Source organism: Natronomonas sp., assembly GCF_047616845.1.
Classification (GTDB): domain Archaea; phylum Halobacteriota; class Halobacteria; order Halobacteriales; family Haloarculaceae; genus Natronomonas.
Window position 1 is genome coordinate 16,965 of sequence record NZ_JBLGBY010000006.1, and the last position, 13,860, is coordinate 30,824.

Here is a 13,860-nt window from a genome sequence, read left to right on the forward strand (position 1 = left end):
GTCTGCGTCAACCCCCACCCGAACGCGGCCGCTCGGTTATCGCCAGCCGTCTACGTCGACTGTGGCCTCCGTCGACATGGCGAGATAGGCCTCCTCTCGACAAAGCTCGGCGATGATGAGTTTCTCACCGTCTGCAGCATCGTCGATGGACGCCATGACCTCGCATTCGGAAACCGTAACCGGAGTGGCCGTGTCCTGTGCCATGTATGTGCATAGTTGACAGTAGGTATATAACGCTAACGATGTGACGCCGTGTCATACCGTGGTTTGCCGCTTCATTTATGCCGATTTTATGTACCATTGGATATCCAACAGTTTTGAGAGCACATCGAGGAACTGATCGCCGTCGTGCCATCGGCCGTCGACGAACGCCAGCGGCGCTCAGGAGAACTTGTGGACGGTCATATCCAGCGTGTCCAGATCGAGGACGGGCGCGAAGCCAGCGTCGGGGTCGATGTTGACGCTTTTCTGGAAGTCGGTCTGGGCCTGCCAGCAGCCGGAATTCACGGCGAGGACGTTCCGATACTTGCCCCAGCCGAGTTTGTGGACGTGGCCAGTGTGGAACACGTCGGGCACCTCGTCCATGACGAGGTAATCCTTCTCTTCGGGCGCCAGCCGGGTGTGGCTCCCGAACTGCGGGGCGACGTGGCGTTTCTTCAATAGCTGGTACATCGCCTTGTGTGGCTCGTCGTAGTTGGCTTTCTCTTCCGGGAGTTCGGCGATGACCTCGTCCAGCGAGACGCCGTGGTACATCAGGATGGAGACACCCTCGATGGTGACGACCGCGGGGTTCGAAACGATGCGGGCGTCGTGGGCCGTCATGATGTCGCGGAGTTCCTCGTCGAAGCCCGGCTGGGGCTCGGCCAGCCGTACCGCATCGTGGTTGCCGGGTATCATGACGATCTCGATGTCGCCGGGCACCTGTTTGAGGTATTCCGAGAACCGCTCGTACTGGTCGAAGATGTCGATGATGTCGAGCTCCTCGTCCTGGTCGGGGTAGACGCCGACCCCCTCGACCATGTCGCCGGCGATGAGCAGATATTCGATGTTGGCGGCATCCTCGGTGTGAAGCCAGTCGGTAAACCGATTCCAAGCGTCGGCCATGAACTCCTGGCTGCCGACGTGGACGTCGCTGATGAGCGCAGCCTGGACGTGGCGGTCGGCCGTCGAGGGCTCGTAGGTGCGCGGAACGTCGGGGAAATAGAGGTCGTCGACGAACATGATGCTGCCGTCGTCCGAGAGCGTTCCGTCGACGGCGATGACCTCGTCGTACAGCAGTTCGTCGACGAGTCCCGCGATGGCTTTGTCCTTCATGACGAGGCAGGGGAACACGCCGGTCGTATCCTCCAGTTCGATGAGCCAGTGGCCGCTGGTGGTCGAGCGGATGTCCGAGACCATGCCGACCATGCCGGCGTCGCCGCCGCCGGGGCTCGCTTCGAGCGCCGTCGCATTCCGGTGGTTGATCCGACCCCGAAGCTTCCCAGCGAGCCGCTTGTAGCGGTCGCGAAACGTCGTGACGAAATCCCCGTACTCGCCGGTTCCGGTCGACCGACCGGTCATGTTGTTGCCGATCTCAAGCGACCGAAGCGCCGGGTCTGCGCTCCGCCCCGACGCCGACCCCTTCGTTTCAACTGGAACATCGCCCCTGTCGATTGCCGGTTTCGACATTGTGGTTCCAGTTGAAACAGAGGGGTCGTCACCCGTCGACGGTTCCGTGCTCGGCGCCGATCCCTCGTCGGTACTGCTCTCGACGCTCGTTTTAGCCCCTGAAGCAGCCCGCTTCGCCGCTTTGGCGGCCGGAGCGTGGTCGTCGTCCGTTTCACGGTTCTCGTCTGACGAAATCGGGTCGCGCCGACCGTGGTCACTGTCGTCTCCCGGCGCCGCCGGCGACCGGGTTTCGAGTGCGTCATGAACGTCCGCGGCGGTGAGTTTCAGCGCGTCCTCCGGCGTCGCCTCGACGGCGAGCAAAAGCGCTTCCGCAGGGTTGTCGGCGCCTGCGAGCAGCGTTATCGCCTCGCGGTCGGCCGTGTAGCCGTGGCTCGCGAGTTCCTGGGCGAGGCGAGCCGGCTCCTCGAGTGGCACACCCGCAGGTAGCCGGCAGCGGGCAAAAGGCTAGCGAACCCAGAACGTTCAAACCTGCCGGGACGCAAGAAGGCTCAATGACCGATTCAGGGGACGGAGCCCGTACCGACGCTCCGTCCGAGGCCGCTGACACACCGGCTGACGGCCCGAACGGCGTCGTCGGGTGGCTCAAGTGGTTTTGGACGACGGAGAAACCGTCCGTCATCTACATTCGCGATGTCGTGACGAGCGTCGCGGCCGTGCTGCTCATCGGGCTGGTACTGTTCGGCATCAGCGGCATCTGGCCGCCGATGGTGGCCGTCGAATCCGGCAGCATGGAGCCGAACATGGTGCGTGGCGACCTCGTGTTCGTCGTCGATAACGACCGCTACGTCCCCGAAGAGGCCCCGATGTATCAGGGCGAATCGACCGGCGTCATCCCCGCCGACACCGCCGCCGAAACCGGACACGAGGAGTTCGGCCGCAACGGCGATGTCGTCGTCTATATGCCGAACGGGAACGACAGACGCACACCAGTCATCCATCGGGCGATGCTGTGGGTCACGGACGGTGAGAACTGGTACGACCGCGCCGACAAAAGCGCCGTCGGCGGCGCCGACAACTGCGATGAACTCAACCACTGTCCGGCGCCGCATGCTGGCTTCATCACGCTCGGCGACGCGAACCCACAGTACGACCAGCAATCGACGCTGTCGGCGCCAGTCCGCCCGAGTTGGGTCATCGGCACGGCCGAGATGAAGGTGCCGTATCTCGGCCACGTCAGACTCGCCTTCTCCGGGCAGGTGGCACCGCCGGTCGACCCCGTTACGGCGGAAAACAGTTCGGCTTCGATGTCCGCACCGTCCCCGGCGATGCCCCCGGCGGGAACGCCCCGCCCGGTCGCCTGATACGAGCGATACTGCCGCCCGCTGCTCCGTCGATTACCCTTGGGCCTGTTCTATCCAGTCTTCCGCGCGACTGACGCCGACACCCGCCGCGTCGGCAACGGTTTCGGCATCCGATTCCGCCAACTGGACGAGCGTCTTGATGCCGTCCTCACGGAGTCGCTCGGCGTACGTCGGCCCGATACCGGAGATTTCCTCCAGGTCGGAACCCTCCGTTCCGGCGGGCCCGACGTCCTCTGCGGCGATTTCCGCTTCGGCTTCCTCGGCGACGGCCTCCTCGATGGCTTCGGCTTCCTCTTCGATGGCCGCCTCCTCTTCGGCGGCCTCGACCTCGACGTCGATTTCCTCGATGCCGATCTGGTCGGTCGCCTCCTCGACGGCGTCCTCGACCGTTTCGAGGTGTTCGAGGTCGTCGGTCGACTTCTCGATGTACCATTCGGCCCCCCGCGGCCAGACGTCGCGGTGGCTCGACCCCGAGACTGCGAGGCCGATGTGGCCGGTCGCGTACTCGATGGTCTCGGTGTCGTCGCTGCCGACGACCTCGTTGAACGGCTTGCTCGACTCCGGCGGGATGAGGTGATCGTACTCACCCATTATCTGGAGAATGGGCACCTCAATCTCCGTGATGTCGACGTGTTGCCCGCCAACGTACAGCTCGTTGTTGTAGAGCTTGTTGTCCTGATAGATGTCCTCGAGGAACTGCACGTACGTCTGGCCGGCCATGTCGATGCCCTCGCCGAGCCACCGCTCCATGCGGCCGAAGTTCTCGACGAAGTCGTCGTTCTCGATGTTGTCGTACAGCCGGACGTACTTCGAGACGTAGTTGGCGACGGGATCCATCAGCGCGAAGCCGATATCGAGCATCTCCGCGGGGACGTTCCCGAACACGTCGACGACGTCCTGTGGGTCGTAGTATTCGTCGTCGCCCCACATCTCGAGGACGCCGCCCGTCTGGTCGAAACAGAGCCCGGCAGCCATAAGTCCGAGCGTTCGCACCTTCTCCTGGTGGAGCGCGGTGTACATGACCGTCATCGTCCCGCCCATGCAGTAGCCGAGGATGTTGATCTTGTCCTGGCCCGAGCGCTCGCGCACGACATCGACGCAGTTGTCGATGTAGCGGTTGACATAGTCATCGAGCGTGAGGTGCTGGTCGAGCCGCGAGGGCTCGTTCCAGTCGATGAGGTAGACGTCGTGGCCGGCCTCGAGCAGCCGCCGGACGACGCTGCGGTCGGGCTGGAGGTCGAGGATGAACGGCTTGTTGATGAGCGCGTACGCGATGAGAATCGGCGTCTTGTGCTGCTCTTCGGTCAGCGCCTCGTAGTGGAGGAGTTCGAGTTTGTTCTCGGTGTAGACGACCTCACTCGGCGTCATCCCGACCTCGATTTCCTCCATCTTCTCGAGCTGTTCGGCGGCGACATCGCTTTTGTCGGCGGCCTCAGTCGTCGCCTCGAACAGCTCTTGTTGGACGTTCAGCGCGAAGGAGAATGGGTTATCGGCGCTCATTCCAGTTGCTCGAGGATGTTATCGAGTTTCGTTTCGACGCTGTGCTGGCGGCGCTCGATTTCGACGAGGCGCTCGCCGACCTCCTCGATGTCGGATTGGGTCGGCATTCCAAGGTCTTCGAGCGTCTCCTCTGTCATCTCGTCGGCCTGCTCCTGCATATCCATCATCGCATTGACCAACTGTCCGTTGGCTGCCGCGAACGCCGATGTCCCCATGACCTCTTTGAACGCCTCGTTGGCGCTCTGCAGCCAGATGTCGCGGAACTCCGTCAGCGCCACGTCCTCGCCTTCGGCGGCGTCGGTCGTCCGCTCGAAGATCTGGTCTGCGGCGTCCATCCACACCTCGTAGGCGTTGCTGTACCCTTCGACGCCCGCCGCGAGGTCGTCCTGTTCGAGCATGGAGTCCTCCATCGCATCGCCCCACGACTCCATGAACGCCGCGCTTGCATCCATGTTCTGTTCGACTGATTGGGCAGCCGCTTCGTTCATGTTCTGGACGAGGCTCGTCCACTGCTCTTGCATCTCCTCGGCTTGATTGCTCATACCCTATGTATGCGATACTACGATAAAAACTGTCGCAATAGTTTTTGAGTGTTTATGCGGCAGAATTTAGGGCCACGGCGGCTCTCGACCGCATCTACCCCCGCCGCACTCGGAGTGTTTATCGGCTCATTCGTCGTCGCGGTTCCGCTTGACCGGGAGGACGACGGTCTGGACGATATCGCCTTCCTCGATGTCGAGGGCTTCACGTTCGGCGTCCGGAATGGAGATGCGCCCGCCGCTCTGGACGCGCGTTTTGAACGTCGCCATCTGGCTCATCGCGCCGAGCTGTTCGGAGACGTTGCCGAGGTCGGGCGTTCCCGAGCCGGCGCCGAGGAGGAGCTGCTGGAGCGCTTCCTGCTGTTTCTTGGTCGCCTGCTCTGACGTTTCCTGAACCGCCTTCAGGAGGTTCGGCGGCCAGATAGCGTTGTCGTTGTCGTCGCTCATACTACCGTGATATGCGGCTCCGGCGCAAATAAACGTTCCGCAGCACACCACCAGATGGCAGCCAGTTCCATTTAGTGTCTTTCACAACCTGAGACGACGCCATATTTTAGTAGGCACAGTGCGTAGCAGGGATGAGATGAGCTACACCCCCTATTCGACGTTGTTCGACACCTGGACTGAGACGTCCACTCGGATGTTCGACAGCGTCGTCGAGGCCAATCAGGCCGCCCTTTCGGCGTTCAAAGTCCCCGACAGCGAGGCTGAAGCGGACGCCGCTCGCGTCGAGGACGACATCGACCCCGCCGGCGACCTCTCTGCGTGGGACGTCGCGGTCGACGCCGCCGCCGACGTCGGTATCGGCGACAGCGTTCGTTTCACCAAAACGCTCACCGAGGCGGACGTAGAGCGGTTCGCGGCCGCATCCGGCGACACCAACCCCCTCCATCTGGACGACGAGTGGGCCGAAGACACCCGTTTCAACGGCCGTATCGTCCACGGCATTCTCGCCTCCGGGCTCATCAGCGCCGCGCTCGCGCGCTTCCCGGGCGGCATCGTCTATCTCTCCCAGGATCTGGAGTTCCGCGCGCCCGTCCGACTCGGAGACCGCGTCACCGGCACCGCCGAAGTCGTCGAAGACCTCGGTGGCGGCCGCTTCCGGCTTCGGACGACCGTCGAAACCGACGAGGAACTCGTCATCGACGGCGAAGCCGTCGTCCTCATCGAGGATTAAAGGAACGACGCGAGCACGCGATTGAACCGCTCCGGTGCCTCACGCGAGGGCCAGTGGCCACAGTTCTCGAACAGCTCCAGCGACGCGTCCGTTTTTTCCGCTCCCCGTTTTGACCACGATGCTGGCAGTAGTGGGTCGTCCTCACCGTGGACGAAAAGCGTCGGCGCGTCCAGTTCGTCCAGCTCGTCGAGATGGCACGTTTTCAGGCCACTGTAGCGGAACTCGCTGCGCTGCCAACTCGACATCGCTCGCCCGACGGCCGAATCCTGGATGGCATCGTACACGTCGTCGACGTGGTCGTCGCTCGGCGCGTCCGCCGTCAGGTTTCTGAGATGCTGCCGTACCGAACTCCGTGAGGCCTGGATGGTCGACCACCAGCCCTGTGAGGCGCCGGGCATCCGGAGCATCGCGCTCGCTGCGGGCCGCCAGGGGGCGTCCGTTCCGAGGCCGTAGCTGTCGACCAACACGAGCCGCTCGACGTCGTGTTCCAGTGCGTGGCCGAGCGCGATGCCGCCGCCCATCGAGATGCCGACCAGCGACGAGCCGTGCAGATTCAGTTCGTCGAGAAACGACGCGAGCACGTCACGGAAGAAGTCGGTCGTGTATCGCACACGCGGGCGTCCGCTCTCTCCGTGACCGGGGAGGTCGAGTGCGTACACTCGGTGGTTCGAGGCCAGTGCCGGCAGCGTGTGTCGCCAGGAGACGCTGGCTGAATCGAGGCCGATACCGTGCAACAGCACGACGGGCGGCCCCTCCCCGGCGACCCGGTAGGTGAGCTCCGTCTCGTTTCGCCCGGCACGGCCGTCGGTCGTCTCGACCGTCATCGACCGCGTCGTGGCGTTCACGGCGTCCATATCCACCGTCGATGCACTCGCCGTACAAACGGTTGTGCCTTCCGGCGAGCCGCTACCCCGGCTCCTCGTAGATATCTTCGCTTTCGGGTTCCTCCTCGCGGTCGTCGGATTCGACGGCCTCGGCGCCGTCGTAGACGCCCTCCGGCCCCTCCTCCGCTTCGTCCGGAATCGCCTCGGGCGCCGGCCGCGTTTCGGTGTCGACCGGAGACTCCTCGGCGGCTTCCAGTCGGTGGTCGGTCTCCCCGACGTCGCCGGCTTCGTCCGGTTCGAGGTCACGCTCCAGATTGAACTCACCCGGAACCCAGGCGTTGCCCGTAATCTCGTTCAACACCGCCTCGCGTGCTTCTCGCGCGGTGTCGTATTCGCGGTCGGTGAGGCGGTCGAACACGTCGCCGAGCGATTCGGTTTCGTTCGGCAACTCGACGGCCGTATCGCCGTAGCGTGCGGCGAGTTCCTCCCGCCGAACCGGATAGGCGTGCTCGTCCAGGTTCGGGTCGACCTGCTGGAGGATGTTCTCGACGATTTCCGCACGCTCCCGTTTTGCCTGCTCGGAGCGTTCCTGTGGGTCGGTCATCTGTTGCTCACTGGAAAACAGTTCAATCGGCTGCCACTAAAGAACTGCGGCGTCAGCGGTTGACGACGAGCAGCGCGACCCGTTCCCGTACCAGGGCGTCGAGGTCGGCGGTGGTCGCCGCTAACTCCGCTGCCCCGATATCAAAAAACGAGCGAACGCGGGCCTCGTCGTACTCCCCGAGCGTCTCGGCGGGGTCGACAACCCCCCGTTCCCGGAGCGTTTCGACCGCCGTGGCTTCGTCGCCAGCACCGTCGACGAGAACCACGGCGGGTGTTTCACCCTCGCTAACGCCGATATCGAGGGCCCGGTCGATCTGGCGGCGGCCGGCTGCATACAGCATGATTTCAACGCCGCGGTCGCGAGCGATGCCAGCCCCTCGCTCTCGCTCGCGGTCGGCCAACTCGACGGCCCGCTCCAGATGCTGCCGCGAGACGACGTAGTGGGCGTCGAACGCCTGCACCGTCACTCCGTGCTCCTTGCCGACGGAATCGAGCGTCGCGACGAACGCCTCCACGTCGGGGAACGCCTCACCGCCGATTTTGACGATGCCTTCGAGCAACTCCATCAGAAATCACCGAGGCTGGATTGGCCCTGTCCGTCGGCTGCGGCTTCGGTCTCCTCCTCTTCGTCCGGCCTGGCCTCGGCGTCCGGCGTCACGTCGTCCATATCAGGGTTCTGGTGGCCGGCCGCCTCAAGGACGTTCTCGGCGGTTTTCTCCCGCCCCCGAAGCGCCCCGAGAACGACCGATTTGTCCGCATTCCGGAGGTCGGCCCGCGTTTCGATGCCGGCGTCGAACAGCCGCCGGGCGCGCTTGCGGCCGACGCCCCGGACGCCCGCGAGGTCGATGAGTTCCTCGCCGACGCCGTGTTGGACGCGCTTTCTGGCCTCCCGGATGGCCGGCACGCTCGCGAGGTCGAGTTCACTCGCCAGCGACTCGGCGGCGCCAAGTAGCCACTCGGTGGTGTCGACCTTCCCGCGGATATCGCCCGGCCCGACGCCGTACCGCTCCGTAATCTCGTCTTCGTCGATTTCGCTGGCCCAGTCTTCGAGCATTCGGGCCGTCTTCAGCGCCGACAGCCAGTCCTCGAAGCGACCCTCCTCGAACTCGCTCGGGAGGTCGCCGCAGAACTCGGCTTCGCGTTCGTAGGCCAGCATGGTGTATTCCTCGCTGTCGCCCGACCGGAGATAGAGTTCGTACATATCCGGCGTCCGGCAGACGAGGTGATACAGCCCCATCGCGGTCGGGTCGGGGCTCTCTCGGAGGCCGTCGATGATTTCGGCGGCGCTCATCGGGTCGAGATACAGCCGCGAGACGGTGTGGCCGAGGTTCGTCGCCTCGATGCGGTCGTCGCGGTCGATGAACCCGTTCAGGTCGAGATACTCGAGCGTCTCGTCGACGACGCGTTCCAGGTTGTCCGACCCATCGTCCCCCTGACGATACTGCGTCGCATACAGCGTCTGGTCGAGGAAATCCAAAAGCGCCTCTCGGGAGTCGGCAAAGCCGCTTGCGACCGTCGCGAGCAGGTGTGTCCGCATCGAGGGCTCGCGTGCGAGTTTCGATTCGACCGGCTCGGGGTCGGCCCAGACGTACCGCTCGAACAACTCATCGAGTTCGTCGTGGCTGTTCGCCAAAAGGAGCGCTTCGCCGTAGGGGTCACGCCCCGGCCGGCCCGCACGGCCCATCATCTGGTGCACTTCGAGCACCGAGAGCGGCTGCATTCCCCCGGCCTCGCCGGAGTAGCGCCGCCAGTCGCGGACGACGACGCGCCGGGACGGCGTGTTGACCCCCGCAGCAAGCGTCGGCGTCGCACAGACGGTCTTGATGAGTCTATCGCGGAAGGCATCCTCGACGAGGGAACGATGTTCGCTCGCACAGCCGGCGTGGTGAAACGCCGCGCCCTTCTCGACGCAATCAGCCAGATCGGCGCTCGTTTCGGTGTCGGAGACGTCCCGAATCTCCTCGACGATGTCGGCCAACTGCGCTTTCTCGTCCGACTCGAGCAGGTCGTTCGTCGTGTTCGCGAGCCGCTTTGCGGCCCCCTCGGCGTTCCGCCGGGAGTTGACGAACACGAGCGTCGACCCCTCGTCGGCGAGCGTGTCGCGGACGATTCCTTCGGTCGGCTTCTCCGATGACTTGACGCGGAGCTCCTGCTGTGTGCCGTCCTCGAAATGCAGCGCCTGGCCGTAATGGACGCCCTTCTGGAGTTCGATGGGGCGCCATTCGGAGTCAACGAGGTCGGCGTCGAGCCACTCGGCCATCTCGTCGGCGTTACCGACCGTCGCCGACAGCGCGACGACCTGCAGGTTTGGGTTGACGCGCCGGAGTTTCGCGAGCGTCACTTCGAGCGTCGGCCCCCGGGAGGGGTCGTCGACGAGATGTACCTCGTCGGCGACGACACAATCGAGGTCGTCGATCCACGGTGCACCGTTACGGACGAGCGAGTCGACCTTCTCGCTCGTCGCGACGATGATGTCCTTCTCGGCGAGCCACTCGCCCGTATCCTCGTAGTTGCCCGTCGAGACGCCGATCTCGACGCCGAACTCCTCGAAGGCGCTGAACTCCTCGCGTTTCTCGCTGGCCAGGGCTCGTAGCGGCACGATGTAGAGCGCTTTGCCGCCGCGCTGCACCGCAGAGAGCATGGCGAGCTGGGCGATGAGCGTCTTGCCACTCGCGGTAGGAATGGAGGCGACGAGGCTGTCGCCCTGCGTCACGCCGGCCTCGACAGCCTCCGCCTGCGGTGGGTACAACGACTCGATTCCCTCCTTCCGGAGGTGGTCGGCGAACCACGACGGCACGCCGCCAACGTCGGCCACATCCATTACCGTCGGCTAGTGCGCCACCGGATTTAAACTGTCGTACTCGGTGCCGTCAGTATTCCAGACAATAAATGCACATGTTGATTTCTCTATGCGTCTCATTAATTAAAAATGGCTGGTTATGCGGGGTTCCGGCGGTACTTTCTTTGCCTTCGCTTCTGACGTTTCGAGTCGTATGCTAACTCGGCACACGCGTGCTGGGGCGGCAGGATGCCAGCCATGAGTGAACCCGTAACAATCGACCTTGACCGTCGTTCCTTCATGAAGGCGTCCGCGTTGGCCGGCGCGGTCGCTTTCGGTGGCGGTGCGACGGGACAGGTGCTGGGCGACGAGCCGGAACCGGACGGCGGCGGAGACGACGCCGAGACAGCGAAGGTGGTCTGCAACTACTGCTCCATCGGCTGTGGATTCAAAGCAGTCAAGGAAGGCAACGCCTTCGTCGGCCAGGAACCGTGGCACGAGAACCCGCTCAACAACGGCTCGCTCTGCTCGAAGGGCGCCGGAATCCTCGAAACCGAACACTCGGAGCGCCGGCTCAAACACCCCATGCGGAAAGTGGACGGCGAGTGGCGGAAGATCTCCTGGGATGAAGCCTACGAGGAGATCGCGAACACCTACGAGGATGTCGTCGAGGAGTACACCCCCGAGAGCGTCATGTTGCTCGGGTCGGCACACCACTCAAACGAATCGGCCTACGCATCCCGGAAGTTCGCTTCCTTCCTCGGAACGAACAACGTCGACCATCAGGCGCGCATCTGCCACTCAACGACGGTCACCGGCCTCGCGAACACGTGGGGCTACGGGGCCATGACCAACACTATCAACGACTACCGGAACTTCGATTTGCTCCTCATCATCGGGCAGAACCCCGCGGAGGCCCACCCGGTCGTGATGCAACACATCCTGGAGGGCCAACAGCGCGGCGGCACCATCATCTCCATCGACCCCCGGTACACCAAAACGTCGGCGCACGCCGACTACTTCTACCGGATGCGTCCGGGGACGGACGTCGCCACCATGATGGGACTCATCAAGTACGTCCGCGACCAGGGCGAGCTCGACGACCAGATGATCGACGAGCGGACGATGGGGTGGCCCGACGTCGACGCGGAACTCGACCAGTACGACCTCGAGACGGTCGCCGACATCACCTGGATCGACGAATCGAGCCTGGCGGAGATCGGCGACCTTCTCATCGAGAACAAGCCGAAGATACAGATCGAATGGGCGATGGGCGGCACCCAGCACAACAACGGCACCCAGAACATCCGGTCGTACGCGCTGGCGTCGCTCGGAACGGGGTCGGCGGCCCGCTCCGGCGGCGGCCTGCAGGTGATGCGTGGTCACGCCAACGTCCAGGGTGCGACCGACCTCGGCGTCGAGTCGTCGATTCTGCCCGGCTACTACGGCGTCGGCGGCCCCGGGTCGTGGGCCCACTGGGCGAACGTCTGGAACAAGAGTCCGTGGACATCGGGGAGCATTACCCCCGAGGAGCTCCACGACGACTACTTCGCCACGATGGACGCCGACACGTTCGAGAAGATCAACGGCGAGTCGCCCGGCCCCGTCCGTGATGAGAGCTGGCCGGACACGCGCGGGAACATGATGTTCCGTGAGGGTCTCACCGTGGCCCGGTGGTACGAAGCGGCCATCGAGCAGAACGAACGGCTCAACAGCGCCGAGCTGTACCAGCCCGACCCCGTGAAGATGGCGTTCTACTGGGGGCACTCCTCGAACTCCATCTCCGAGATGGACAAACAGCGGATGGCGATGGAGGCGCTCGACCTCCTCGTCGTCGTCGACGTGTTCCCGGCGGTCGCCGGCACGCTGTCGAAGGAGGACAACGTCCTCCTGTTGCCGGCGTCCAGCCAGTACGAACACGTCCGGTCGCTGACGAACACGAACCGCTCCGTTCAGTGGTCGGAGCGGGCCGCACCGCCCGGACACAACTCCAAGCCCGATCTCCAGATCTTCATGGAGCTGGCCGACCGACTCGGATTCGGCGAGCACTTCGATTGGGGCTCGGGCAAGGAGATCTACAACGGCCGCTCGACACACGAGGACGTCATCCGAGAGATCAACCTCGGCACCCGCTCTATCGGCTATCAGCAGCCGCCGGAGAAACTCCAGCAACACGTCGAGTACGACTACCTCTTCGACACCGACACGCTCCGGGCGGACGCCCCGGGAACGCCGGTCGACGGCGATTACTGGTCGCTGCCGTGGCCCTACTGGGGCGGCGACCACCCGGGAACGCCCATCATCTGGACGTCGGAGTTGGATCCCCGCGATGGCGGCCACGACTTCCGCTCCAGCTGGGGCACGCAGGCGCCGACGCCCGAAGAGTGGGCGGAGATGGACGTCGACAAGCCGTACCCGATGCAGGAGACGTACGACCAGGAGGGCGAGGAGGGCCTCGATATGCTGCGTGACCCCTTCGAGCCCGACTGGTGGGACGGCACCATCGAGGGTGTCCCGCAGTATCCGGCGTTCACGACGACGCTGCCGGACGACATCACGAGTCCGCACGACCAGTCGCTCCCACAGGAGTACGCACTCCGGGAGGACAAATCGGCCTTCGACGCCGCGCGCACGCTGAACCAGGAGTACGGCCACACCCACGACCTGGAGTTCTGGCGTGAGTACGACAACAAACAGCCGGACGCGCCGACGGGTCGCGGGAAGGCGCGGGCGGTCGCGTGGAACTTCCTCGATACGGTGCCCGTTCACCGCGAACCCATCGAGAGTCCGCGCCCCGACCTCGTCGAGCAGTGGCCCGCCAACGGCCAGCAGACCAACTTCTGGCGGCTCGACCAGAACAACGCGATGACCCAGGAGGACGCGATGGAGATGCTCGAATCGGAGGTCTCGGAGGGCGCACGGCGGCTCATCCTCACCTCCGGCCGGCAGGTCGAACACCAGGGTGGCGGCGCCGAGACGCGGAACAACCCGCTCACGGCTGACATCCAGCCACACATGTACGCCGAGATTCACCCTGACCTTGCCGAAGAGATGGACATCACTGGCGGCGATGACGATGTCATCATCCATCCCACTGACGACAGCAAAAGCAGCATCCTGGTGAAAGCGAAGGTGACGGAACGCCCCAACGATGAGGAGATATTCCTCCCGTACCACTGGGGCGGCGTCTTCGCCGGCAAGAGCCAGGTGGACAACTACCCCGAGGGAACGAAGCCGCTCGCTATCGGTGACTCTGCGAACATCGTGACGGCGTCCGGCTTCGACGCCGAGACGCAGATGCAGGAGACGAAAGCCGGGATGATTGTCATGGAGAAGGCAACCCCGGCGCTCATCGAGGAGTATGACATGGAGTTCATCGAGTATCCGCAGGACGAAGCCGGAATTGGCCAGCAAAAGCAGTACGACACGCGGGAGTGGAACATGAACGAGGGGTTCGGTGACGACTGAC

Annotated in this window: 12 protein-coding genes; 3 read left to right on the forward strand and 9 right to left on the reverse strand. The window is 64.1% G+C overall.

The annotated features are described in order from the left end of the window. Positions 1-36: 36 nt before the first annotated feature. The gene (locus ACI8UR_RS02285) at positions 37-204 is read right to left on the reverse strand and encodes a hypothetical protein (protein ID WP_411714756.1); all 168 of its coding nucleotides are present in this window, start codon (positions 202-204) and stop codon (positions 37-39) included. A 177-nt stretch (positions 205-381) separates the two neighbouring features. Next, complete coding sequence (locus tag ACI8UR_RS02290; protein WP_415087509.1) at positions 382-2,082, reverse strand: DNA-directed DNA polymerase II small subunit; 1,701 nt, start codon at positions 2,080-2,082, stop codon at positions 382-384. 77 nt (positions 2,083-2,159) lie between these two features. Here ACI8UR_RS02290 and ACI8UR_RS02295 point away from each other — a divergent pair, with 77 nt between their 5' ends. Then, positions 2,160-2,969 (forward strand): S26 family signal peptidase, encoded by an 810-nt coding sequence (locus ACI8UR_RS02295; RefSeq protein ID WP_411715522.1) that lies wholly within the window; start codon positions 2,160-2,162, stop codon positions 2,967-2,969. Positions 2,970-3,002: 33 nt separating this feature from the next. Here the strand turns inward: ACI8UR_RS02295 and phaC are convergent, their stop codons facing one another. From phaC to ACI8UR_RS02310, 3 genes are all read right to left on the reverse strand, one after another. Continuing rightward, positions 3,003-4,469 carry a class III poly(R)-hydroxyalkanoic acid synthase subunit PhaC gene (gene phaC, locus ACI8UR_RS02300; protein WP_411715523.1) on the reverse strand — a complete coding sequence of 489 codons (1,467 nt, stop codon included), beginning with the start codon at positions 4,467-4,469 and terminating at the stop codon, positions 3,003-3,005. After that, positions 4,466-5,011, reverse strand: a complete 546-nt coding sequence (locus ACI8UR_RS02305; RefSeq protein ID WP_411715524.1) for a poly(R)-hydroxyalkanoic acid synthase subunit PhaE — start codon at positions 5,009-5,011, stop codon at positions 4,466-4,468. Before ACI8UR_RS02305 ends, phaC begins: the two co-directional genes overlap by 4 nt. Before the next feature lie 126 nt (positions 5,012-5,137). Beyond that, positions 5,138-5,455 (reverse strand): AbrB/MazE/SpoVT family DNA-binding domain-containing protein, encoded by a 318-nt coding sequence (locus ACI8UR_RS02310; protein ID WP_411715525.1) that lies wholly within the window; start codon positions 5,453-5,455, stop codon positions 5,138-5,140. A gap of 193 nt (positions 5,456-5,648) precedes the next feature. Here ACI8UR_RS02310 and ACI8UR_RS02315 point away from each other — a divergent pair, with 193 nt between their 5' ends. Further along, positions 5,649-6,185 (forward strand): MaoC family dehydratase, encoded by a 537-nt coding sequence (locus ACI8UR_RS02315; RefSeq protein WP_411715530.1) that lies wholly within the window; start codon positions 5,649-5,651, stop codon positions 6,183-6,185. Here ACI8UR_RS02315 and ACI8UR_RS02320 read toward each other — a convergent pair. Genes ACI8UR_RS02320 through ACI8UR_RS02335 form a run of 4 tightly spaced genes read right to left on the reverse strand, consistent with a single transcriptional unit; the run spans position 6,182 to position 10,433 of the window. Beyond that, positions 6,182-7,039, reverse strand: coding sequence for an alpha/beta fold hydrolase (locus ACI8UR_RS02320; protein ID WP_411715526.1), 858 nt, complete (start codon positions 7,037-7,039; stop codon positions 6,182-6,184). The genes ACI8UR_RS02315 and ACI8UR_RS02320 overlap by 4 nt on opposite strands. Before the next feature lie 52 nt (positions 7,040-7,091). After that, positions 7,092-7,613 (reverse strand): hypothetical protein, encoded by a 522-nt coding sequence (locus ACI8UR_RS02325; protein ID WP_411715527.1) that lies wholly within the window; start codon positions 7,611-7,613, stop codon positions 7,092-7,094. A 52-nt stretch (positions 7,614-7,665) separates the two neighbouring features. After that, a complete protein-coding gene (gene cgi121 / locus ACI8UR_RS02330; protein WP_411715528.1) occupies positions 7,666-8,178 on the reverse strand; it encodes a KEOPS complex subunit Cgi121 in 513 nt (170 codons plus the stop codon). Further along, positions 8,178-10,433 (reverse strand): ATP-dependent DNA helicase, encoded by a 2,256-nt coding sequence (locus ACI8UR_RS02335; RefSeq protein ID WP_415087510.1) that lies wholly within the window; start codon positions 10,431-10,433, stop codon positions 8,178-8,180. Before ACI8UR_RS02335 ends, cgi121 begins: the two co-directional genes overlap by 1 nt. 207 nt (positions 10,434-10,640) lie before the next feature. Between ACI8UR_RS02335 and ACI8UR_RS02340 the strand changes: the two genes are divergently transcribed. Beyond that, positions 10,641-13,859 carry a molybdopterin-dependent oxidoreductase gene (locus ACI8UR_RS02340; RefSeq protein WP_411715789.1) on the forward strand — a complete coding sequence of 1,073 codons (3,219 nt, stop codon included), beginning with the start codon at positions 10,641-10,643 and terminating at the stop codon, positions 13,857-13,859. The last annotated feature ends 1 nt before the right edge of the window (position 13,860 follow it).